The sequence below is a fragment of the Variovorax sp. OV329 genome, assembly GCF_900114785.1.
Classification (GTDB): Bacteria; Pseudomonadota; Gammaproteobacteria; order Burkholderiales; family Burkholderiaceae_C; genus Variovorax.
This window is the reverse complement of the sequence record NZ_FOUG01000007.1, coordinates 70,983-92,730: the sequence shown is the minus strand read 5'-3', so window position 1 is coordinate 92,730 and position 21,748 is coordinate 70,983. Positions and strand designations below refer to the sequence as shown.

At 69.7% G+C, this 21,748-nt stretch carries 21 protein-coding genes; 14 read left to right on the top strand and 7 right to left on the bottom strand.

Going from position 1 to position 21,748, the window contains the following annotated elements:
• Positions 1-79: 79 nt before the first annotated feature.
• Positions 80-718 carry a DNA oxidative demethylase AlkB gene (alkB, locus tag BM345_RS13765; RefSeq protein ID WP_093380334.1) on the bottom strand — a complete coding sequence of 213 codons (639 nt, stop codon included), beginning with the start codon at positions 716-718 and terminating at the stop codon, positions 80-82.
• 11 nt (positions 719-729) lie between these two features.
• Positions 730-1,290 carry a hypothetical protein gene (locus tag BM345_RS13760; protein WP_093380332.1) on the bottom strand — a complete coding sequence of 187 codons (561 nt, stop codon included), beginning with the start codon at positions 1,288-1,290 and terminating at the stop codon, positions 730-732.
• A gap of 232 nt (positions 1,291-1,522) precedes the next feature.
• Here BM345_RS13760 and BM345_RS29710 point away from each other — a divergent pair, with 232 nt between their 5' ends.
• A complete protein-coding gene (locus BM345_RS29710; protein WP_139237518.1) occupies positions 1,523-1,726 on the top strand; it encodes a hypothetical protein in 204 nt (67 codons plus the stop codon).
• An 11-nt stretch (positions 1,727-1,737) separates the two neighbouring features.
• On the top strand, positions 1,738-2,601 hold the full coding sequence (locus BM345_RS13755; protein ID WP_093380721.1) for a methylglyoxal synthase: 864 nt from the start codon (positions 1,738-1,740) through the stop codon (positions 2,599-2,601).
• A 9-nt stretch (positions 2,602-2,610) separates the two neighbouring features.
• On the opposite strand, the gene BM345_RS13750 is transcribed toward BM345_RS13755, so the two are convergent.
• Entirely contained in the window at positions 2,611-3,045 is a 435-nt protein-coding gene (locus BM345_RS13750; protein WP_093380330.1) for a hypothetical protein, read from the bottom strand.
• Between the two features lie 109 nt (positions 3,046-3,154).
• Positions 3,155-3,577, bottom strand: a complete 423-nt coding sequence (locus BM345_RS13745) for a hypothetical protein (RefSeq protein ID WP_093380329.1) — start codon at positions 3,575-3,577, stop codon at positions 3,155-3,157.
• A gap of 212 nt (positions 3,578-3,789) precedes the next feature.
• Between BM345_RS13745 and serC the strand changes: the two genes are divergently transcribed.
• The 12 genes from serC (at position 3,790) to BM345_RS13685 (ending at position 16,838) form a co-directional block, all read left to right on the top strand.
• Positions 3,790-4,887 carry a 3-phosphoserine/phosphohydroxythreonine transaminase gene (gene serC / locus BM345_RS13740; RefSeq protein ID WP_093380327.1) on the top strand — a complete coding sequence of 366 codons (1,098 nt, stop codon included), beginning with the start codon at positions 3,790-3,792 and terminating at the stop codon, positions 4,885-4,887.
• Positions 4,880-6,097, top strand: coding sequence for a phosphoglycerate dehydrogenase (locus BM345_RS13735; RefSeq protein WP_093380325.1), 1,218 nt, complete (start codon positions 4,880-4,882; stop codon positions 6,095-6,097). Before serC ends, BM345_RS13735 begins: the two co-directional genes overlap by 8 nt.
• Before the next feature lie 133 nt (positions 6,098-6,230).
• Positions 6,231-7,976 carry an ABC transporter permease gene (locus tag BM345_RS13730; protein WP_254789725.1) on the top strand — a complete coding sequence of 582 codons (1,746 nt, stop codon included), beginning with the start codon at positions 6,231-6,233 and terminating at the stop codon, positions 7,974-7,976.
• Between the two features lie 10 nt (positions 7,977-7,986).
• Positions 7,987-9,321, top strand: coding sequence for an ABC transporter ATP-binding protein (locus tag BM345_RS13725; protein WP_093380323.1), 1,335 nt, complete (start codon positions 7,987-7,989; stop codon positions 9,319-9,321).
• Complete coding sequence (locus BM345_RS13720; protein ID WP_093380321.1) at positions 9,305-9,775, top strand: SRPBCC domain-containing protein; 471 nt, start codon at positions 9,305-9,307, stop codon at positions 9,773-9,775. Before BM345_RS13725 ends, BM345_RS13720 begins: the two co-directional genes overlap by 17 nt.
• Before the next feature lie 87 nt (positions 9,776-9,862).
• On the top strand, positions 9,863-10,474 hold the full coding sequence (locus tag BM345_RS13715) for a LysE family translocator (RefSeq protein ID WP_093380320.1): 612 nt from the start codon (positions 9,863-9,865) through the stop codon (positions 10,472-10,474).
• An 18-nt stretch (positions 10,475-10,492) separates the two neighbouring features.
• A complete protein-coding gene (locus tag BM345_RS13710; RefSeq protein WP_093380318.1) occupies positions 10,493-11,155 on the top strand; it encodes a LysE family translocator in 663 nt (220 codons plus the stop codon).
• Between the two features lie 306 nt (positions 11,156-11,461).
• The gene (locus BM345_RS13705) at positions 11,462-12,415 is read left to right on the top strand and encodes a FecR family protein (protein WP_093380317.1); all 954 of its coding nucleotides are present in this window, start codon (positions 11,462-11,464) and stop codon (positions 12,413-12,415) included.
• Between the two features lie 57 nt (positions 12,416-12,472).
• Positions 12,473-13,345, top strand: coding sequence for a Tll0287-like domain-containing protein (locus BM345_RS13700; protein ID WP_093380315.1), 873 nt, complete (start codon positions 12,473-12,475; stop codon positions 13,343-13,345).
• Positions 13,346-13,358: 13 nt separating this feature from the next.
• Positions 13,359-14,819: a serine/threonine-protein kinase gene (locus tag BM345_RS13695; RefSeq protein WP_093380314.1), complete on the top strand. Its 1,461-nt coding sequence runs from the start codon at positions 13,359-13,361 to the stop codon at positions 14,817-14,819.
• A 13-nt stretch (positions 14,820-14,832) separates the two neighbouring features.
• A complete protein-coding gene (gene tagH, locus BM345_RS13690) occupies positions 14,833-16,116 on the top strand; it encodes a type VI secretion system-associated FHA domain protein TagH (protein ID WP_175545005.1) in 1,284 nt (427 codons plus the stop codon).
• Positions 16,098-16,838, top strand: coding sequence for a PP2C family protein-serine/threonine phosphatase (locus BM345_RS13685; RefSeq protein WP_175545004.1), 741 nt, complete (start codon positions 16,098-16,100; stop codon positions 16,836-16,838). Before tagH ends, BM345_RS13685 begins: the two co-directional genes overlap by 19 nt.
• On the opposite strand, the gene tagF is transcribed toward BM345_RS13685, so the two are convergent.
• From tagF to BM345_RS13670, 3 genes are read right to left on the bottom strand one after another with little or no spacing between them, the layout of a single operon-like run.
• Positions 16,802-17,389 (bottom strand): type VI secretion system-associated protein TagF, encoded by a 588-nt coding sequence (gene tagF, locus BM345_RS13680; RefSeq protein ID WP_093380309.1) that lies wholly within the window; start codon positions 17,387-17,389, stop codon positions 16,802-16,804. The genes BM345_RS13685 and tagF overlap by 37 nt on opposite strands.
• On the bottom strand, positions 17,383-20,706 hold the full coding sequence (gene tssM, locus BM345_RS13675) for a type VI secretion system membrane subunit TssM (protein ID WP_175545003.1): 3,324 nt from the start codon (positions 20,704-20,706) through the stop codon (positions 17,383-17,385). The genes tagF and tssM overlap by 7 nt, the downstream gene beginning before the upstream one ends.
• On the bottom strand, positions 20,703-21,740 hold the full coding sequence (locus BM345_RS13670) for a DotU/TssL family secretion system protein (protein ID WP_302847551.1): 1,038 nt from the start codon (positions 21,738-21,740) through the stop codon (positions 20,703-20,705). The genes tssM and BM345_RS13670 overlap by 4 nt, the downstream gene beginning before the upstream one ends.
• Positions 21,741-21,748: the final 8 nt, after the last annotated feature.

The following is a 21,748-nucleotide window of genomic DNA, read 5'->3' as shown; positions in this document are numbered from 1 at the left end:
GCAATATTGGTGCCCAAGGCCCGCGACTGGTGCGCAAGGCTGCTTCCTGGTGCGCACCGGGACGATGCGCTCCGCCGACTCAGCCTGCCCGGCGGAAGCTCAAGTTGATGCGCCGACGGCCGAGCAGCCGATGCTCGCCGTCGCTCACTGTCGCCACGCCGTGATAGCGCAGCCGGGAGGCGCCGCCCCATACGAGCGCGTCCCCGTGCGACAGAGGCACCTTGAGCGTCCTGTCGCCGCGCGCCAGGCCGCCGAGTTGGAACACTGCCGGCAGCCCGAGGGAGAGGGAGACCAGCGGATGGCCGGCCACATCGCGTTCGTCCTTGTCCTGATGCAGGCTCAAGCGTGCGCCGGGCGCATAGACGCTCACCAGGCAGGCGTCCGGCTCGAAGCCTTCGAAGCCGGCGCGCGACGCTGCCGCGCGGGCCAGTCGTGCGAAGCTGTCGGGCAGGGCGGGCCAGGGCCGGCCACTGTCGGGGTCGAGTCGTTCGTAGCGGTAACCGCTGCGGTCGCTCACCCAGCCCAGCCCGCCGCAGTTGCTCACCGCCACCGACATGCGCAGTCCTCCGGGCGTCAGCATGTGCCGCGGCGGCGCCTGCTCCAGCACCTCGTTCAGGGCCTGGACGATGCCTGTCTCGTCATCCAGCGCGGCGCCGGGCAGCAGCACGGCACCAGGCGCCAGCCCGATGCAATCCGGTGAAGGGAACAGCGAAGCCATGCCCAACGCCCTCAGGCGCCACCGGACACCAGATGCCGAAGACGGGCGATCACGCCCGTGGGTTCGTTGGCGCGTGCGCCGATGGCTCGCTGGCGGTAGTACTGGCGCTCCTGCTCGAGCACCGACAGCAGGGCGGCATAGGTGCGCTCGCTGTAGATCCAGACGCCAGACACCGCGAAGTGCCCGGGCTTGGCATCGGACTTGGGCGTCATGTGCACGTCCACTGCGCCGATGCGGCTCATGGTTTCGGAGCGGGACGCGGCCACCTCGGCACCGCCGCCCATCAGGTCGATCTGGCGCGACAGGACGAAGCTGACGGCCTGGATCTGCTGGAAATTCTGGGAAATGAAGTCGCAGATTTCCAGGAAGATCAGGCGCCCCACGTGCCGCGGTTCCTCGCGCACCAGGCGGGTGGGCGCAAAGGCTTCGATGTGCAGCTCGGTGCCGTTCTTGAGCAAGGGCACCGGATCCAGCTTGGCCAGCAGCGCGTTGCCGGCAAACACCCAGATGGGCTGGCCGAGCGAGTAGGGCGCACCGTCGGTGCCAGTGATCGTGAGGATGCCGGAGGTCATGAAGATGCGAAAAGCAGCATTAGCGAAGTGTTGTTGGCGTGTTGTTGTGTTATGAATGCTTTTTAACTACGCATGCGTCGAAACCGGCAAGTATTCGACTATAGGTTCGGCGCTTCGCCGAGTCAGTAACTCGGACTTCGCGCGGTCATCGGTGCAATGGAAGAATTCACGAACCGTGAATCGCAGATTCACGGCTTGCGTTCCCCGCAACCTGTCCCACGGAAGGCTGAACATGGACCCCATCACTTCCATTGATCGCTACGAACCCGACTACACGCGAGAGTGTGAAGTCTGCGGCAGCACCCCGGTTGTCAGTGGCACGCGCGCCGGCAAGACAGTCTACGTCGCCACGATGTGCGGCCCGTGCCTGTGGAGCGAGCCCAAGGCGGGCGATCCAGGTACGTGGAATGCGGCACCTTCGGACGGTGCGGCTTGACGGACGGCAGCATGCGCTTCGGTCTGGTCGCGCATCGCATCCATCGGCAGGACGCCGATGGGGCATTGGCCCGCTGGGCGCGCGGGAGCGAGGCGCAGGTCCGCGCCCTCGGCCTCGGGCTGCATGCGGTGGGCGGCACCTATGACGCGCTTGCGCGCCTGGGCCTGCTGCAGCACGGCGTGCCGACGGTGCGCCTGCCCACGGGCATGCAGGGCGGCGTGATGCGGCTGGCTTCCTGCATCGCCGGCGGGCTGGCGCCCGAGCATGCGCTGGACGGCGTCATCTACTTCGTCGACCCGGTCGATCCCTCGTCCCTGTACCCGGAGACGCTGGCGCTCAAGCGCCAGTGCGTCATCCACGGCAAGCCTTTCGTCTCCACGGCGCGCGGCGCCCAGGAATGGATGGCGGTGGAATGCGTGCACGCCGGGGTGGGCGACGCTGCCGTGCTGTCGCAGGCGCTGGATGGGCAGACCGTGGCGCTGATCGCGCACGATGCGCTCAAGCAGCGGATGGTCGAGTTCGCAGCGAAGCATTTCGAACTGCTCTCGCGCTTTGCATCGCGCGTGGGCACCGGGACCACCGGCAGCCTGCTCAACGAGCTGGCCTGGTCGCGCGGCTGGCCGGCGGGCCAGCCGTGGGTGACGCGCTACCAGAGCGGGCCCATGGGCGGCGACGCGCAGATTGCCGAACTTGTGCTCGACCGGCGCTGCCACAAGACCATCTTCTTCGAAGACCCGCATGTGGCACGCCAGCACGAGGCCGACATCCAGTTGCTGGAGCGGGCGGTGTGCACCGCGACCGAGCACACGAGCTGCTTCAATTCGCCCGCGATGGCCGAGCGCTGGGCCGCAGCGCTCGCGCCCGCGGGCAGCTGAACCCGGAGTTCAGCCCCGGCTGGGGCAGTCGCTGTCGCGCACCGTCACGTTGAGCTCGCGCTCTCCGACCATGTACAGATGGCGGAATGTGATGCCGCGACCCATCATGGCGCGCGTGTTCGGCGTTGCGCAGTTCTTGGCAGTGACTCGATTGCGCAGGGCCGCCGGGTCGAGCCGGGTGGCCTGCATGTAGTGGTAGGTGGCTACGCGGCTGGCCGGCTCGTACTCGGCGCCCACCAGCACCGACTGGTCTTCCATCTGCAGCGGCACGCGCTGCATCACGACCTGCACGCCGCTTTTCATGCCGGCATCGAGCTCGGTCTCGCTCATGGAGGCCAGGCGCTGGGAATCATCGCCGGCCGATGCCAGGGGAAGCGCGCAGAGCAGCACCAGCGCCGCCGGGAGACGGCGAAGCGGCACGGCATAGTGCGTGAGTGATCCCATGGCAGCCCCCTGTTTGCGTTCGCGGGCTACAAAGTATGTCTTTAGTTCTCAAAGGCGTCAACGCGCCGTGAGCCGTCCAAAGGGCGTAGGACGTGGGCAGGCAAGGCCTTCAGTCGTAGGCCACGGTCAGCAGCGCGGCGGCCGGGCCCGGTGCCCGCATCGGCGCCAACGAGAGGCTGCCCCCATCGCGCCCAACTGCGAATTCACCGAGCGGCGCAACGCCGCGCCGGCGGCCACCGCTGTCGGTAAAGGCCATTGCGAGTGGCTGCGCGCCAAGCGACTGGATGGACACCCGCGCGCTGGGCCGGTCGATCCACTGCCGTTCGAACACCACATCGCTGCCCGTTCCGGCATGGATCCGGCCAATCGCCGGCGGCGCCGCGGCATGGGTGATTTCATAAGGCTCGGCCACGATGGCGCCGACGAAGTGGATCGTTCCATCCGCCGCGAGCACTTGCCCGTGCCCTGCGGCAGCGAGCAGAAAGGTAGGTACGGTGAGCGTACGGACCCGGTGAAAAACCGACATCTTCATAGCTGCAACTCCCTGTTGGGGTCCGGTGCGAACCCGGCTTCATGAAAGCACCGGAATGGAAAAAGTGCAACTAGACGTTAGATTGGTTTTTTTGCGTAGCCATTGTCGAAGTGTCAACCGCGCGCCCGGGCACACGCTTTTGCCGCCGTTGCAATTTGCGTCAACGTCCTGCCCAATGCGCTCCTTGCCCGAAGGCCAGGAGGTGCATTCCGATGACGACCACCACGTCCAAGCGTGTCTTCAACTTCAGCGCCGGCCCCGCCACGCTGCCCGAGGCGGTGCTGCGTCAGGCGGCCGACGAGATGCTCGACTGGCATGGCAGCGGCATGTCGGTGATGGAGATGAGCCATCGCGGCAAGGAGTTCATCGCCATCCACGCCGAGGCCGAGAAACTGCTGCGCGAACTGATGGGCGTGCCCTCGAACTACAAGGTGCTGTTCCTGCAGGGCGGGGCGATCGGGCAGAACGCGATCGTGCCGATGAACCTGCTGCGCGGGCATGCCGGCTTCGACGTGGTCGACACCGGCGAGTGGTCGCTCAAGACCATCAAGGAAGGCAAGAAGTACGGCCAGGTGAACATCGCGGCCAGCAGCGCCGCCGACGGCTACAAGCACATCCCGCCGCGCGACAGCTGGAAGCTGGACCCGGGTGCGGCCTACGTGCACATCTGCTCCAACGAGACCATCGGCGGCGTGCAGTACCACGCCGTTCCCGACACCGGCCAGGTGCCGCTGGTGGCCGACATGTCCAGCGACTTCATGTCCCGCCCGGTCGACGTGAGGCGCTACGGCCTCATCTACGCCGGTGCGCAGAAGAACGTGGGGCCGGCGGGCGTGACGATGGTCATCGTTCGCGACGAGCTGATCGGCCAGGCGCTGCCCATCACGCCCTCGGCCTTCGACTACAAGGTGCAGGCGGACGCCGATTCGATGTTCAACACGCCGCCCACCTACACCATCTACATCGTGGGCCTGGTGGTGCGCTGGCTGCAGGCGCAGGGCGGGCTGGCCGCCGTAGAGGCGCGCAACAGGGAGAAGGCGGGGCTGCTCTACCAGTACCTGGAAGGCACGCAGTTCTACTTCAACCCGGTGGCGCCGGCCGACCGCTCGCTGATGAACGTGCCCTTCAAGCTGCGCGACCCCTCGCTGGACGACGCCTTCCTCAAGGGCGCCGAGGAGCGCGGCATGGTGCAGCTCAAGGGACACCGCTCGGTGGGCGGCATGCGTGCCTCGCTCTACAACGCATTGCCGCTGGAGGCCGTGGCCGCGCTGGTGGCCTACATGAAGGAATTCGAGGCCCGCCATGGCTGAGGGAGACGTTGCCGAAGGCAGCCGATTCCAGGTGCTGGTGCTCAACGAGATCGCGCCACGCGGGCTGGCCCGCCTGCCCACGGCGCGCTACTTTGCAGGCAAGGGCGTGCCGGCACCCGATGCGGTGCTGGTGCGCTCGGCCGACATGCATGCCATGGACATTCCCGCCAGCGTGCGCGCCATCGCGCGCGCCGGCGCCGGCACCAACAACATCCCGGTGGCGGCCATGAGCGCGCGCGGCGTGCCGGTGTTCAACGCGCCGGGCGCCAATGCCAACGCGGTCAAGGAACTGGTGCTGGCCGGCATGCTGATGGCCGCGCGCAAGCTGCCGGGCGCGCTGCGCTTCGTCGCCGGAGAACTCGGCGAGCTGCGCGGCGACCTCGACAAGGCGGTGGAGCAGGGCAAGAGCGCCTTCAACGGCTTCGAGCTGGCGGGCCAGACGCTGGGCATCGTGGGCCTGGGCAAGGTCGGCTGCCTGGTGGCCGATGCGGCCATCAAGCTGGGCATGGACGTGCTGGGCTACGACCCCGACATCACGGTCGATGCGGCATGGAGCCTGCCTTCGCAGGTACGGCGTGCCGGCAGCGTGTCGGAGGTGCTGCGCAATGGCCAGTTCGTCACGCTGCACGTGCCGCTGGTCGACGCGACGCGGCACCTGGTCAATGCCGAGAACATCGGCCTGATGCCGCGCGGCGCGGTGCTGCTCAATTTCTCGCGCCAGGGCGTGGTGAGCGACGAGGCGGCGCTGGTCGCGCTGGAAACCGGCGCTTTGGGCTGCTATGTGTGCGACTTTCCCAGCGCGGCCCTGCTGCGCAACGAGCGGGTGATCTGCCTGCCGCACCTGGGCGCGAGCACCCGCGAGGCGGAGGAGAACTGCGCCGTGATGGTGGCTGACCAGCTGCGCGACTTCCTGGAGAACGGGAACATCGCCAATGCGGTCAACTTTCCATCGGTGGGCATGGCGCGCGAGTCGGCCTTCCGCGTGGCCATCGCAAACGCCAACGTGCCGAACATGCTGGGCCAGATCTCCACCGCCATGGCGCAGGCCGGCCTGAACATCCACAACATGGTCAACAAGTCGCGCGGCGACATGGCCTACACGCTGGTGGATGTGGACAGCGGGGTGCGCGAATCGCTGCTGGCCGAGCTGGCCGCCATCGAAGGGGTGCTGTCGGTGCGCTACCTGCCTGGGCCCCGCCGGGACCAGTAGCGGATGCCGCGCCTGGCCAGCCTCGCCATGCTTTCGTAGTGCCGCCAGCACGCTGGCCGCCTGCTGGCCGCACCATCGATCGCGCGCCGCCACTGCGGATCGGCGGCGGCTTCTTCTGCTAGGGTTCGCCCCCGTGACGGAAAGTACTGCCCCCCAACTTCAGGTGGCCGCGCCCCGCCAGGGCTTCACCTGGGTGGACGCGGTGGTGATGCTCGCCCTGGTGGCGCTGTTCTGGAGTGCGCTGCACTTCGGCAAGGGCATGCTGGTTCACTTCGATGCGTCGAAGCAGGAAAGCGTCGACCTCTCGGTCTCCGGGATTCCCTACTACGCCGGGCGCACGCTGCTGCGCATGTGGATCGCCTTCGCCTTCTCGCTGGCCTTCGCGATCTCCGTCGGCTACCTGGCCGCCAAGAGTGCGCGGGCTCGCATGTTCATCCTGCCGGCGCTGGACGTGCTGCAGTCGGTGCCGGTGCTGGGCTTCCTCTCGGCCACGGTCACGGGCTTCATGGCGCTGTTCCCGGGCAGCCTGATGGGGGTGGAGTGCGCGGCCATCTTCGCCATCTTCACCGGCCAGGTGTGGAACATGGCCTTCGGCTTCTACCACTCCATGGTCACGGTGCCCACCGACATGCAGGAGGCCGCCACCACCTACCGCCTGACGCGCTGGCAGCGCTTCAGCACGGTGGAACTGCCGGCCTCCACGCACAGCCTCATCTGGAACTCGATGATGTCCTTCGGCGGCGGCTGGTTCTTCGTGGCGCAGAGCGAAGCCATCTCGGTGATGAACCGCGACATCCAGCTGCCCGGCCTGGGCTCGTACATGGCGCAGGCGCTGAGCCAGGGCGACCACCATGCGGCGCTGTGGGCGGTGATCGCGATGGTGGTGCTGATCCTGGCCAGCGACCAGCTGGTGTGGCGGCCACTGCTGGCCTGGGCCGACCGCTTCAAGATCGAGCTGACGGTCTCGCAGATGCCGGCCACGTCCTGGGTCTACAACCTGCTGCGCGGCGCCTACCTTTTCACCTGGCTGGGCGAGCACGTGTGGCGGCCCCTGGGCGAGCTGGCCGGCAGGCTTGGAAGCCGCGAGCCGCCCCAGGCGCAGCCCCGCCGTGTGCTGCGCCCGGATCGCCTCTGGCGCGGCGTGGCCGTGCTGGTGGTCGGCTGGCTGGTCTACCAGGTTCTCAGCGAGCTGGTCGTGGCCGCCGAAGAGCTGCGCGGCGCGCTGTCGTGGAAGGAGTTCGGGCACATCGCCTGGCTGGGTCTGCTCACCATGCTGCGGGTGCTGGCCATGACGGTGCTGGCCACGCTGATCTGGACGCCCGTGGGCGTGTGGATCGGCTCCAAGCCCAAGGTGGCGCGCCTGGCGCAGCCGCTGGCGCAGATCGGCGCCTCCTTTCCCGTGAACATGACCTTCCCGCTGGTGGTGGGCTGGTTCGCGGCCTCGCACATCTCGCTGGACTGGGGCAGCATCCTGCTGATCGCCATGGGCACGCAGTGGTACATCCTGTTCAACGTGATCGCGGGCGCCATGGCCATTCCCAACGACCTGAAGGAAGCGGCGAAGGTCAACGGCCTGCACGGCTGGCCGCTGTGGCGCACGCTCATCCTGCCGGCCATCTTTCCCTTCTGGGTCACGGGCGCCTGCACGGCGGCCGGCGGGGCCTGGAACGCCAGCATCGTGGCCGAGCTGGCCACCTGGGGCAACACCACGCTGCGCGCCCAGGGCCTGGGTGCCTATATCGCAGACGTCACCCGCAGCGGCGACACGCCGCTGATCATCGCCAGCATCGCCGTGATGTCGCTGTTCGTGGTGCTGATGAACAAATTCATCTGGCGCCCGCTCTACGCCTATGCCGAGCGCCGCTTCCGCCTCGATTGAACGCACTCCCATGAACGACACGCCACCCATCGCCGAACTGAAGGCCGTCTCCAAGTCCTACCGCACCGCGGGCGGGCACGAGCTCAAGGTGCTGGACGACATCGACCTGTCGGTGCACGAGGGCGAACTGCTCGCGCTGCTGGGACAGTCGGGCTCGGGCAAGTCCACCATCCTGCGCTGCCTCACGGGGCTGGTGGAGCCCACCGCCGGCCGAGTGCTCGCCTCGGGCAAGCCGCTGGCGGGTGTGAACAGCGATGCCTCCATCGTGTTCCAGACCTTCGCGCTGTACCCCTGGCTCACGGTGGCGCAGAACGTGGCCGTGGGCCTGATGTCGCGCCGCATGAGCCGGGCCGAACGCGACTCGGCGGTGGAACGCGCCATCGACCTGATCGGCCTGGGCAATTACCACGCGGCCTATCCGCGCGAGCTGTCCGGCGGCATGCGCCAGCGCGTGGGCATGGCGCGGGCGCTGGTGTCGCAGCCGCGCCTGCTGTGCCTGGACGAGGCCTTCAGCGCGCTGGACGTGCTCACGGCGGAGAACCTGCGCCAGGAACTGATCGCGCTGTGGCGCTCCAGGGAGCACGAGCTCAGCTCCATCTTCATGGTGACGCACAACATCGAGGAGGCGGTGGAGATGGCCACGCGCGTGGTCGTGCTCTTCCCGCATCCGGGGCGCCTGGGGCTGGTGCTGGAGATTCCGTTGCCCTACCCGCGCGATACGAAGAGCTCGGAGTTCCAGCGGCTGGTGGGCATCATCCACGAGTGCATCACCACCATGACGCTGCCCGACCTGCCGCCCGAGCCGCCGCCCGCCGCAGGGCAGCCCATCTCGCGGGCGCACACGCGCATGGAGTCCATTCCCTACGTGCCAGTGGCGCAGATCCTGGGCCTGATGAAGATCCTGCACGACTCGCCCGAACTGTCGAACATCTACGAGATCTCCGACGAGATCGGCACCGACTTCGGCGAGACCATCTCCATCGTCAAGGCGGCGGACATCCTGGACCTGGTGGACACGCCCAAGCACGACGTGCTGCTCACCGAGCTGGGCCGGCGCTTCGTGGTGGCGGACAGGGAAGGGCAGCGGCAGATCTTCGCGCAGCAGGTGGACAAGCTTCGCCTCTTCCACATCATCCTGGCGCTGCTGGCCGAGCACGAGGAGGTGGAGGCGGAGCGCATCGTGAAGGACATCGCCACCGCCTTGCCCTACGACAACCCCGACAGGACCTTCGAGACCATGATCGCCTGGGGCCGCTACGCCGGCCTGATGGACCTGAACCCGAAGACGCAGATGGTCTTCGTGCCCCGGGACGAGGAGGCCACCGGCCATGCCGCCGCGAATTGACAGCGCCGAACTGCGGATGCGCGCGCCGCCGGCCGCGGTGTACGCCGCCTTCGCGTCGGCGCAAACGATGCAGGCCTGGCTGCCGCCGGAAGGCATGCGCGGCGAGATGCTGGCCTTCGACTTCCGCGAAGGCGGCGGCTATCGCCTGCGGCTGGTCTACGAGGCGCCCCATCACACGCCCGGCAAGACATCGCAGGATGCCGACGAGGTGCAGGTTCGTTTCTCCACGCTGCAGCAGGACCGACGCATCGTGCAAAACGTCGTCTTCGACAGCGAGGACGCGGCCTTCGCCGGCGAGATGCGCATCACCTGGACCTTCGAGCCCGACGGCGCAGCGCACACGCTTGTCACCGTGCGCTGCGAGAACGTGCCGCCGGGCATCCGGGAGGAAGACCATCAGGCGGGCCTTCGATCGAGCCTGGAGAAGCTCGCTGAGTTCGTCCAGACGCGCTAGGAACGAGCCGGCCGGGCCTGCGAATGCGGGGTGGCGGGCAATGAGGTACAACGCCGGCTTCGCCTCTTCTGCGATGCGCCCCTCACCATGAACACCGGCACCTGGCTCGTCTACTTCCTCGCCACCATCGGCCTGTCGCTTTCGCCCGGGCCCAACGGCCTGCTGGCCCTCACGCATGGCGCCATGCACGGGCGTCGCAAGGCCATGTTCACCATCTTCGGCGGTGCGGCGGGCTTCGTCGTCGTGATCGCGCTGTCGATGTTCGGCATCGGCGCGCTGCTGAAGACCTCACTGGTGTGGCTCACGGTGCTCAAGGTGCTGGGCGGCGCCTACCTGGTGTGGCTGGGCATCCAGGTGTGGCGTGCGCCGCCGCTGGGCGTGGACCCGCAGGTGCAGGCCCCCGCGCGCAGCGGCGCGTCGATGGCGGGGCAGGGTGCGCTGTCGGCGCTGACCAACCCCAAGGCGGTGCTGTTCTTCGCGGCCTTCCTGCCGCAGTTCATCGATCCGGCGCGCAGCCTGCTGCTGCAGTTCGCGATCATGGCCGGCACCTTCGCCTTCATCGAGATCGCGACCGAGTTCCTCATCGCCAGCATGGCGCACCGCATCAGCCCCTGGCTGCGCCGGGTGGGGCGGCGCTTCAACCAGGTGTGCGGCGGCATCTTCATCGGCATCGGCGTGGTGCTGCCGCTGCGCAACTGACAAGGGAACTGGCAAGCCATGGAGATCCTGCAGACTTTCGAAGGCGCGCTCAGCGCCACCACGCTCGCGCTCTTTGCCGTCGTGGCCCTGGTGGCCATCGCCACGCCCGGGCCGACCGTGCTGCTGGCCTTGTCCAACGGCTCGCGCTTCGGCGTGCGGCGCTCGCTGCCCGGCATGCTGGGCGCGGTGCTGTCCGACTTCGTGCTGGTCGGCGCGGTGGCCCTGGGCCTGGGCGCCTTGCTGGCGGCCTCGGAGTTCTGGTTCTCGGTGCTCAAGTGGGTGGGCGCCGCGTACCTGGCCTGGATCGGCTGGCGCATGCTGCGCTCCACCGGCTCGCTCGAGCTGCCGACGGCCGACGCCATGGTAGAAAGCGCGGCGGCCCGGGTCATGGCCAAGAGCTTCCTGGTCGCGGTCACCAACCCCAAGGGCTACCTGTTCTGCTCGGCACTGCTGCCGCAGTTCATCGACCCCTCGGCGGCCCAGTGGCCCCAGTACCTGGCGATCGGCATCGTGTTCGCGCTGCTCGATTTCGGTGTGATGCTGGCCTATGCGCTGGTCGGCGCCCGGGCGGTGCGGCTGCTGCGGCGCCGCACCGTGATGTGGCTGGACAGAACCTGCGGCGCCGCGATGCTGGCGCTGGCGGGCTCGCTGATGTTCTATCGCCGCGCTTCGGCCAGCTAGCAGACCCTGCAGGCTTGTCCGAGGAGCACTTCGCGACGCAACTTTGTCATTGGGGCCAGACTGTGGCGCAAGGGTAGGCCCCGACCCGTGGCAGGCGTTGCTGCAGGACTGGCCGTTTGGATGATCTCCAGTACTCGAAGCCGCCGTCGCACCTGACTTTTGCTCGAGCATCGCCTACTTTCGCAGGGGGAAGGAATTCCAAGTGCCCTAGCGCATCATGGGGACCCACCGGCGTAACATCCATGCCGTCGCCGCTTTGGCCGACGACCGGATTTAGATGATGCCAGGTGCCAGCGGAGTAACGTCTTGCGGCTCACAAAGCGATCGTTCGGGTCTTTCCTGCTGTGCCTCGCGACCCTGTTCGCGTCGACGCTGGCGTGGGCGCAGTCCGGCGGTTTCGTCGGCATCGTCGAGGGCAGTGCCACCCTGATCCGCCAGACCACGCGCTATGCGCTCGCCGAGAGTGTGGCGCTGAACGATCAGGACATCATCGAGACCACGCCCGGCGCCTTCGTCCAGCTCGAGCTCCCCGGGGGTGTTCTTGTCGGCATGGGTGAATCGACGCGCCTGATGCTTCGCCCCCGCGTCGGCAAGGGAATGGCACCGCCGTCGCTCTACCTGCTCCAGGGATGGCTCAAGACCACGGGCGGTGGCACCTTCGGCTACACCAGCCCCGGCTTCGAGATCGCGACACAGGCCGCCAGCACCGTGGTCTACACGAAGGGCGCCCAGTACGAGATCTTCATCGAAAGCGGCAGCGCCAGGCTGACGCTGCGAGACGGCGCCCCAACCGTCTCGCAACTGGCGGCCGGCGATTTTGCGCAGAGGCGCGAAGGCACAACCCCGACGGTCGCGCGGCGCGCCACGCCCGAATTCCTGGCCCGGGTGCCACGCCAGTTCCGCGACCGGCTGCCGGCGCGCGGCGAGCAGTTTGCCAGGCGAAATGCCGCACCCAAGGCGCTGGGCGAGATCGACTATGCCGACGTGGCCGACTGGCTGCGCACCGAACCGGCGCTGCGCCTGCCGCTGCTGCCGCTGTGGAAGGCCCGCGCAGCGGACCTGAACTTCCGCGCGGGGGCGAAGGCCGACCTGGCGCAGCACCCCGAATGGGAGCAGGTTGCGGACCCCGAGGGCTATGCCCGCAAGCTGGCCCTGGAGGCGGAGCGCCGTCGCGCGCGCGAGGCAGCGCGACAGGCGGCCAAGGCAGCTGCTGCTGCCGCTGCGGCAGCGAAAAGCAGCGCCGACCCCGAAACGAAGTGAACCGGCGCGCGTCTTGCCGCAACTCAGGGAAACAGACGGACAGGACTGGAGAACCCCATGCGCCTATTGTTCAAGTTCAACCTGATCTTCCTGGTGGTCTTCGTTGCCGGCGTGCTCGGCGCGGGCAAGATCTCCTATGACCTGCTGCAGAAGAACGCCAAGGAGGAAGTGCTCAACCATGCGCGCCTGACCATGGAGAAGGCGGTGGCCGTGCGCAGCTACACCAACGAGCAGATCCGCCCCTTGCTCGAGACGCAGATGAAGTACACCTTCCTGCCGCAGACGGTCCCGGCCTATTCGGCCACCGAGGTGCTGGCGACCCTGGCCAAGAGCTTCCCGGACTACGCCTACAAGGAAGCGACCCTGAACCCGACCAACCCGCGCGACCGGGCTGCCGACTGGGAAGCCGACATCGTGAACCGCTTTCGCAACCAGGAGGACCAGAAGGAACTCGTGGGCGAGCGCGAGGCGGGCACCGGCCGCTCGCTCTACATCGCACGGCCGCTGCGCATCACGAACGCCGCCTGCCTGGCCTGCCACAGCACCGTCGAGGCGGCGCCCCGCACCCTGATCGACAAGTACGGCCAGGCCAACGGCTTCGGCTGGCAGCTCAACGAGGTGATCGGTGCCCAGGTGGTGTCGGTGCCCATGGCGGTGCCGCTGGCGCGCGCCGAGCGGGCCTTCAAGGTCTTCATGGGATCGCTCATCGGCATCTTCGCGGCCATCGGCATCGTGCTGAACCTGATGCTCTACCTGCTGGTCATCCGGCCCGTGACGAAGCTGTCGAAGCTGGCCAACCGCGTCAGCCTGGGCGAGACCGACGTGCCGGAGTTCGCCTCTGGCGGACGTGACGAGATCGGAACATTGGCCCAGTCGTTTGCGCGCATGCGCCACAGCCTGGATCACGCCATCAAGATGCTCGAGGCCTGAGCCCGACCCACCCATGCCCGCCGCCATCCCACAGCAAGTCGGTCCGTACCCGATCCGCGGGGTGATCGGCTCGGGTGCGATGGGCATGGTGTACCTGGCGCACGACCCGGACATCGACCGCCCGGTGGCAATCAAGACCATCCACCGCCGCCTGCTCGAAACCAGCGACAACGACCCCAGCGTGGCGGCGCGCTTCCGGGTGGAGGCCAAGGCGGCAGGGCGCCTGACACACCGCAACATCGTCCCGGTCTATCAGTTCGGGGAAGACAGTGACTGCGCCTACATCGTCATGGCGTACGTCGCGGGGCGCAACCTGCGCGACTACATCCAGGCACCGCGCAAGCTCGAGGTGCCGCAGGTGCTGTGCCTGATGGCGCAGCTGCTCGACGGCCTGCACTACGCCCACGAGCGCGGCGTGGTGCACCGTGACATCAAGCCGGCGAACCTGCTGATCGCCGACGACGGCAGCCTGAAGATCACCGACTTCGGCATCGCGCGCACCGAGTCGTCGAACCTGACCCGGGGCAGCTGCGTCATCGGCTCGCCCGGCTACATCGCCCCCGAGCAGTACACCGACAGCGATGTCGACCGGCGCGTCGACGTGTTCTCCGCCGGCGTGCTGCTCTACCAGATGCTCAGCGGAGCGACGCCCTTCGTCGGCACGGACGACGCGATCATGTACAAGATCGTCTACGAGCCGCACAAGCCGCTGAGCCAGGTGACCGGCGACCCCGCGCTGGAGCCTTTCGACCGGGTGCTCGACCGGGCGTTGGCCAAGGATCCGGCGCAGCGCTATCCGACTGCGATGGCGATGCGGACCGAACTGCTTGCACTGGCCACGCAGGCCCTGCCGGAGGTGCTTCCCGCGAGCATCGTGCTTGCGCCTCGGCTCGAAGGCCAGGAGGCTTCGCCGCCTGTTGCCAGGGAACGCGGCAGCTCCGCAACGCCGCCCACGCCCTCGAAGCCGCTGCCCGCCACCAGCCCGCCCTCCGTGCCGGTGCCCACCGGATGGGACAGCGCCGCGCTGGCGGAGGTCGAGCGCGAGCTCGCCCAGCATGTGGGCCCGGTGGCACGCGTGCTGGTGCGGCGCAGTGCGCGCGGATTGACTTCGCTGGCGGCAGTGCGACAGGCCGTGGCCGGCGCGATCGTGGACTTCGACGCGCGTGAGCGATTCCTGGCCACGGCGGGTGGCGCGCCGCGCACCGGTGCCGCGTCTCCAGCCACCGCCACGCATTTCCAGGCGGCGCCGGGGTCCACCCAGGTGCCGCTGGGAGCGCCGCTGCGCGAGGGCGATGTCGACAAGGCCGCAGCCGCGCTCCTGTCCTCGCTGGGTCCGATCGCGCGGGTCGTCGCCAGGCGCTGTGCGGCGAAGTCGCAGACCCGCGAGGAATTCGTGGCCAGCGTGCTCGGGCAGCTCACGCCGAGCATGGACGCCCACCGCGTGCAGGCCGACCTGTGGCGGGCCCTCGGCTGAACACGAGCGCACCGTGATCGCGCTGCGTATCACGCGCCGGCCCGGCGCCACCGAACCCGACGAAACGGCGCTCCCCATGCCGCCCGAAGGCCTCACCATCGGCCGGGCGGCCGATTGCACCGTGGTGCTGTCCGATCCGCTGCGCCTGGTGTCGCGCCGGCATGCGGAGGTGTTTGCGTCCGGCACGGACGTGCGCGTGCGCTGCATCAGCGGCAGCGCCCCCCTGTGGGTGAACGGCATGCAGATGGACCCGGGCGGCGAAGGCGTGCTGCTGGTGGGTGACCGTCTGCGCATCGGCGGCTTCGAACTCGCCGTGGAGCCCGTGGCGGCGACGGCCATGCGACGCTCGCGCCTGGACCGGTGGTTCGACCTGGAAGGCGTACCCGATCCGCTCGCCGAACAATCCCCGCTGCCGGCGCTCGCGCATGCCCACGAAGCGGAGGAAGCCAGTGCGGTGGTGTCCTGGCAGACGAGCCTGCACGTGGTGCGCACCGGCGCGCCGGTGGCGCCTATCGCGCCTGTCGCGCCTGTCGCGCCTAGTGCGCCCAGTGCGCCCAGTGCGCCTTTGGTGGCGCCGGCACCGCCACGCGCGCAGTCCGAAGTTCCGACCGTGCCGCTCGTGCGGCCCAAGCCTTCCACTGTTGCTTCGACCACCTCGACAGCGCCTCTTGCCCCGCAGTTGCAGGAACTGGCTGCAGCCTTCGGCCGCGGCGCCCGCCTGGGAGCCGACGTGGCGCCGCTCACGCCCGAAGGGATGGAGCACCTGGGTGCCTTGCTGCGGGCCACGGCCGAAGGCACGCTGGCGCTGCTGCAAAGCCGCGCGGTCGCCAAGCGCCAGATGCGCGCCGAAGGCACCCACATCAATCCGCGCCAGAACAACCCGCTGAAGTTCTCCCCGGACGCCACCGAGGCGCTGACCCGCATGCTCCAGCGCGAGCCCAGCCCCGGCTTCCTGGACCCGGTGGCGGCCTTGAAAGACGCCCACCATGACCTGCTGGTGCACCAGGTGGCGATGGTGGCCGGCATGCGCGCGGCCGTGTTCGAGCTCTTCTCCAGGCTGGGGCCCGAAGCCGCGGAGAACGCGGAGGGGCCGGCCTACGGCGCCGCGCGCCTGCCCCTGCTCCGCGCCGTGGCCCTCTGGAACCGCCACCGCATGCAGCACGCCCAGTTGCTCGAGCACCTGGACGACGACTTCGAGGCCATCTTCGGCCGGGAATTCCTGCGCGCCTACGAAGCCCAGTCGCGCGCCGACCCGGACCCTGCGTCGCCGGAGGCCCAGTGGCCGACCGTGCGCTGACCGTGTCGCTCGCCGCGCTGTCCGAGCCCGGTCGGCGCGCGTGCAACGAGGATGCATTCGGCTACTGGGTAGGCGCAGGCTTTCTCGTCGCAGTGCTGTGCGATGGCGCGGGCGGGCATGGCGGTGGCCAGACGGCGTCGCGCGCCGCCGTGACGCACGTGCTCGAGAGCTTCGCGCCCCGGCCCGAAGTCAGCCTGGAAGCGCTGCAGGGACTGGTCCATGGCGCCAACGAGGCGGTGGTCGCGCAGCAGCTTGCCGGCACGCAGACGGCCGACATGCGCACCACCATCGTCGTGCTGCTGCTCGATCTTCACAGCGGCACGGCGCTGTGGGCTCACGTTGGCGACTCGCGCCTCTACCGCTGGCATGACGACCGCCTGCTCGGGCGCACGCGTGACCAGAGCCTGGAGCAGCGCCTGCTCGACGCCGGGCTGAGTGCGCCGGCCGAGGTCTCCGGTCAGTTGACCTCGGCGCTCGGCTCGCCCGAGGGCTTCGACTTCGAGGTCCTGCAGACGCCCCAGGTGCTGGACTCCGGCGACGTGCTTCTGCTGTGCAGCGACGGCCTGTGGCTGGCCGTCGACGAGCTTGCGATGGCCCGCAGCGTGGCGGGCTGCGGCGGCCCCCACGCCTGGATCGACCGCCTCGATGCGGAAGTCCGCCAGGCCGCCCTCAGCGACCAGGACAACTATTCGGCGCTCGCGGTCTGGTGCGCGGCGGCCTGAATGCCGAGCACTTCGAGCAGCAGGGCCGGCTCCGGCGGCCAGGCCGCGACCCGGGCCGGGAAGTCGATCGTGGCAGCGAGTGGCCACCAGGCGCTGGCCGGCAGCGGTGGCCAGGCCTGGTCCGCCAGAGCTTCACGCGCGGCATGCGGCGGCAGCTGGGCGATTGCAGTCTCGAGCGCCTCGGGACCCTGTGCTGCGGCGTCCAGCAGCGAAGCGAGCCGCGCGGCGATCTCATGCGGCGGCCCGGAAGCTGCGAGCCGTTCGGCCAGCGTGAGCGGAAACGCGCGTCCGACCCGGTCCTGCGAAGGCACGACGATGCCGCACCACAACTCGCCAGGTGTCGGCAGCGCCAAGTAGCGCCACGGTGCGAAGCCGCGCAGTCGCTCGCGCAGCGCAGGTGGGTCCAGCGTGGCCGCGGCCAGTGCGAGGCCGCGCTGCAGCCAGTCGTCCCAGTCGCTGCGCCAGCGCGGCGGCAGGCCGCGGCCGACGAAGTCCCCGCGCGTGGGCAGCTTGCCCCACCAGCAGACGGATCGGGCCGGCGAGTTCACCATGTTGCTTGCGGGCAGCGAAAGCGCGCCAGTTCCCGCAGGGTCCAGATATCGGCTTCGGGCGCGCCGGCGGCACTTGCGTCGACCTCCAGGGTGCGCTTGTCGACGACCAGGCTCAGGCGCGCCGGCGCCCCGTGCTCGCCCTTCCAGTCGGCACGCAGCAGCACCCGAAGCCACGCGAACGGTCCTTCGTGGACCTCGGCGCCCACGCCGGAGGGGCCGGGCGGCAGGATGCGCATCAGCACCTTCTGGGTCGAGGCCGGCCCTGGCCACGCCAGCTCCTTGGCGCGCGGCGGGCCGTTCTCGAAGCGCAGCAGCTGGCCGTCGACATCGATGCTGAACTGCAGCAGGTCGGCATCCATGCGCCGGGGCGTGATGCGCAGCCTGAGTTCCGGCATGGGCGCACCGCCGGGAAAGAACAGGGTGCCGATGGCCGCCGCCTGCTCGAAGGCGGCGGGAAGGCTGGCATCGGCGGGCGTGCCGCGCAGCTTCCACGGACGGCTGGAGGTGTCGACGCGTTCACCGAGCTGGCTGCGCCTGAATTCGTCGAACAGGCCGCCCGGCCCGAACAGCCGCGCGAAGTCGGAGGGCGCCATGTCGCGTGACGCGGCCGAGCCGAGGGGAAAGCGCTCGCGCGTCAGGGCGCTGCAGGTCTGCGCGAGTTCCGCCAGGGCCTGTTCGAAACCGGGCTTGGCGCCGCCGCGCGAGCGGATCGAGCTGCCGAGGCCGACGTAGACCTTGCGCAGCGCGGCGGGCGCGCGGGCTGCCTCTGCACGCAAGGTCGCGTCCAGTTCGGCATTGGCGGCCTCGTCGCGCTTGCCGCTGGACAGGGCGTGAAGGCGGTCCAGTGCCTGCGGCCCGGCGCCTGCTGCGTAGTCGCCCAGGGCACCGAAGCGCGCACGCAGCAGGTCGTTGAAGGCGCCCTCGGCCGGGCTGGCGCCCTGGGGCGTCGCGCTGAACTCGTCGGCCAGCAGCGTGAAGAGACGGCGCAGCGGCGAGTCGGGCGCCGTCAGTTCCGTGGCCTGGCGCGAAGCACCCTGCGCATCGGTGCCGGGCGCCAGCTCCAGCGCGTCGAGCTGGCGCGACCAGGCGTCGATCACCCGCTGCGCATGGCGCTTGCCGACCTGTGCGGCGATCTCGTCGCGCCAGGCGCGGTCCTTCTGCAGGCGGCGCACGTCGCTGCCGATGTCGCCCAGCACCCAGTCCGCCTCGTTCGCCAGTTCGTCCATGGTGGCATCGAGCGCCGTCAGCAGCTTGCGCCGCCAGTCGCCGGCGCTCGAATGCTCCGGCATCGGGCCGGCGCCCGACGCCGCGAATGCGAGCGCGCCGGTCGCGCCCAGGCGCGCCGGCAGGTCCTGCCGCGGCTCGGCGTCGGCAACGCGGCGCAGCAGTCGCTCGTGCACGCGCTGCGCCAGCGGCACCGCGGCAAGGGCGCTGCGCGCGGCCTGCACCCCGGCATCGTCCGGGCGCATCGCCTCGGGCAGGCCGCTGCGCTCGAGCAGGGTTGCCGCGTGGCGCGACCATTCCTCGCGCTCGCCGGCGCCGCTGGCCTGCACCAGCGCCTGGGTCACCCAGGGCTGCAACTCGCCGCGCACCAGCCGCGAGGGCTCGGCGAGCATCAGGGAAGCGCGCAATGCCTCGTAGCGCATGGCGCTGTCGTCGCCCTCGCGCAGGTCGCGCTGCAGACGTGCGACGAGCAGCGGCGCCAGGCTTCGGTCGAGCATCTCCCGGTAGGCCTGTTCCGCCGAGCGCGCCAACCGCGGCCCCTGGAACAGCCCGAAGCCGAAACCGGCAGGCGGCTGCTGCGGATCGATGCCGTCGTTCGCGGCCAGGCGTTCCAGGAGCGAATACAGGGGCAGCACCTGCTCCAGGCTGGCCGATTCCAGCGAGCCGATGCGCTGGCTCAACTGCTCGACGCGCGAGCGCACCGCATCGACGTAGTCCAGGTTGCGCTGGTAGCTCTGCCACCACAGGGCGCAGGCGCCCAGCAGCGCCACGCCGGCAAGGCTTGCAACGGCCATGGCGGCGCGCCGGCGCGAGCGCAGGCGCTGCAGGCGCTGGCCTGCCAGCGGCGCCTCGGGGATGACCAGGCGCTTGAGCACCGAGTTCAGGAAGAAGGACTTGCCACCGGCGTCGGGCCGCGGCAGGGGCTTGAGGGCCAGGTCGTGCAGGCGTGCGAGTTCGCCGATCACCCGGTCGATCGGATTGCCTTCCTGCGTGCCACTGGTCAGCGCGATCGCGCGCAGCTGCTGCGCCGGTTGTGCGGCAATGCCAGCGAAGGCCTTGCGCACGAAGGCGGTGAGCGGAGGAAGCAGGGCGACGAACTGGGCCGCGAAGGTGTAGAGCGGCAGGCGGCGTCGCGCCGTGCGCTCGTTCTGCAGCGCATCGCGGCTGCGCCGCGCGACGCGCTGCGACAGGTCGGCCAGGCCGGTCCCGAGCTCGGGCGGAATGCCGGTGGCATCGGCATCGAACACCAGGCCCCACAGCTGCTCGCGCTGCCCGGCATCGAGGTCGCCGAAGGTTTCCACGAAGCCGGCCAGCAGGTCGGCCTTGGTGACCAGCAGGTAGATCGGGAAGGCGAGCCCGAGGACGCGGCGCAGCTCCTCCAGCCGTGCCGCGACCGCATCCGCCTGGCGGGCGAGTTCGGTGCCGCCTTGCAGGAGATCGGGCACGCTGACGGCCACGAGCACGCCGTTGACCGGCTGCACCGGCCGGTGCCGGCGCAGCAGCGCGAGGAACTGCTGCCATTCGCGGGCGTCGGCCGTGGCGTCGCTGTCCTGCGTCGTGTAGCGGCCTGCCGTGTCGATGAACACGGCGTCCTGGCTGAACCACCAGTCGCATTGGCGCGTGCCGCCGGCGCCCACGATGGGGTCGCGCCCGAGCGCCTCGGCCAGCGGAAAGCGCAGGCCTGAATGCAGCAGCGCGGTGGTCTTGCCGCCTCCCGGCGCGCCGATGATCAGGTACCAGGGCAGCTGCTGCACCTGCCGGCGGCCTTGCCACCAGCGTTGCTTCGCCCGCGTCTTCACCCCCTTGCGCAGCATCGCGAGCGCCTGGCGGAAGCGCTCGCCCAGTTCGGAGTTGCCATCGCCGGACTCCAGGCTCTGGAGCAGTCGCTCGTTGCGCCGCCGGGCCAGCAGCACCCGCAGCCAGCGTTGGCCCACCAGCAGGAGCACGGCCAGCACCAGCAGGGCCCCGCGTGCGCGCAGGTCGTCGAAGGGATGCCAGCCGCGCACCACGAGCAGGGGCGCCGCGAACCACAGCAGGGCGGCTGCCGCGCCGAGGTTCACGGCGCCCTGCACGAAGCGGGTTGGCACCTTCATTGCGGGAACAGGACGATCTCGACCCGGCGCAGCGGCTTGCCGGCCGTGGGCTCGACGCGGGCCTCGACCGCCAGCCGGGCGTCCCCCAGCTTCGGCCGCAGGATGTCGGCGGTGCCGCGCGACCATTCCATGGCCTGGTGCCAGGCGGATGGCGTGCGGGCCGTCGGGGGATCGCTGCCGTCGGTGTAGCCGACGACGAGGACCTTGCCCGGCACCTCGGCCAAGGCGGCGCCTACGCGCTTCAGCGGGGCGGTGGCGCTGCCCAGCGCGTCGGCATCGAGCACGACGACGCTGCGCAGCGCTTCGTCGCGGACCAGCAGGCGCCCGGCATCGATGTCCTCGCGCAGCTTCGAGGCCAGCCTGGGTGGCGGCGCCGGCGTATCCGCCGCCGGGGTCGCCCTGGCGGTGCCGACGGGCACGACTTGCTGGAGGGACGCCAGCACGCCATCGACCCGGGCCGCCAGATGCAGCTGCGTGGCGCTGTAGACAGCCACCGCGAGCACGCCCATCAGCAGCACCGCGGGCAATGCCAGACGCGGCGCCCGTGGCAGCCTGGCAGCGGCTGCGGCGCACTGCCAGCGGGCCACCAGCGGCGGAACCGGTGCCACCTGCTGCAGCGCGAGGTACACGCGCGTGCGCAGGGTTTCGTGCTCGCGAATGTCGAAGGCCGTGCGCGTGCACATCCCCAGGCTCAGGCAGGTGTGGAACAGCTCCAGCAGCGTGCGGTGCTCCTGCGGCTTCTCGGCCAGCCGGGCCAGCAGGCGCAGCAGCTTGCCGCTGCCAGGGGCTTCGCCGTGGAATCGCTGCAGCAGCCCGGCGCCTTCCGCGCCACCCCAGGGCGCAGCGGCGAACTGCTCGTCGCCCCAGGCGCACAGCACGTAGCTCGCGGCCGCGACGGTGGGCTCGTCGATGCCGGCCGCGCGTGCATCCGCCTCGAAGCGGTTCACCGCGGCGGCCAGCGTGCGGCGCAATGCAGCCGGGTCGGCCGGCGTCGCGTCCCGCAGGCCTGCCATCAATGCGACCAGGGGAAGCACCTGGACGC

Bases quoted from the DNA above. Each gene is read 5' to 3' on its own strand.
- alkB (WP_093380334.1), bottom strand. From the start codon at position 718: ATGGCTTCGCTGTTCCCTTCACCGGATTGCATCGGGCTGGCGCCTGGT.
- BM345_RS13760 (WP_093380332.1), bottom strand. From the start codon at position 1,290: ATGACCTCCGGCATCCTCACGATCACTGGCACCGACGGTGCGCCCTAC.
- BM345_RS29710 (WP_139237518.1), top strand. From the start codon at position 1,523: ATGGACCCCATCACTTCCATTGATCGCTACGAACCCGACTACACGCGA.
- BM345_RS13755 (WP_093380721.1), top strand. From the start codon at position 1,738: ATGCGCTTCGGTCTGGTCGCGCATCGCATCCATCGGCAGGACGCCGAT.
- BM345_RS13750 (WP_093380330.1), bottom strand. From the start codon at position 3,045: ATGGGATCACTCACGCACTATGCCGTGCCGCTTCGCCGTCTCCCGGCG.
- BM345_RS13745 (WP_093380329.1), bottom strand. From the start codon at position 3,577: ATGAAGATGTCGGTTTTTCACCGGGTCCGTACGCTCACCGTACCTACC.
- serC (WP_093380327.1), top strand. From the start codon at position 3,790: ATGACGACCACCACGTCCAAGCGTGTCTTCAACTTCAGCGCCGGCCCC.
- BM345_RS13735 (WP_093380325.1), top strand. From the start codon at position 4,880: ATGGCTGAGGGAGACGTTGCCGAAGGCAGCCGATTCCAGGTGCTGGTG.
- BM345_RS13725 (WP_093380323.1), top strand. From the start codon at position 7,987: ATGAACGACACGCCACCCATCGCCGAACTGAAGGCCGTCTCCAAGTCC.
- BM345_RS13720 (WP_093380321.1), top strand. From the start codon at position 9,305: ATGCCGCCGCGAATTGACAGCGCCGAACTGCGGATGCGCGCGCCGCCG.
- BM345_RS13715 (WP_093380320.1), top strand. From the start codon at position 9,863: ATGAACACCGGCACCTGGCTCGTCTACTTCCTCGCCACCATCGGCCTG.
- BM345_RS13710 (WP_093380318.1), top strand. From the start codon at position 10,493: ATGGAGATCCTGCAGACTTTCGAAGGCGCGCTCAGCGCCACCACGCTC.
- BM345_RS13700 (WP_093380315.1), top strand. From the start codon at position 12,473: ATGCGCCTATTGTTCAAGTTCAACCTGATCTTCCTGGTGGTCTTCGTT.
- BM345_RS13695 (WP_093380314.1), top strand. From the start codon at position 13,359: ATGCCCGCCGCCATCCCACAGCAAGTCGGTCCGTACCCGATCCGCGGG.
- tagF (WP_093380309.1), bottom strand. From the start codon at position 17,389: ATGGTGAACTCGCCGGCCCGATCCGTCTGCTGGTGGGGCAAGCTGCCC.
- tssM (WP_175545003.1), bottom strand. From the start codon at position 20,706: ATGAAGGTGCCAACCCGCTTCGTGCAGGGCGCCGTGAACCTCGGCGCG.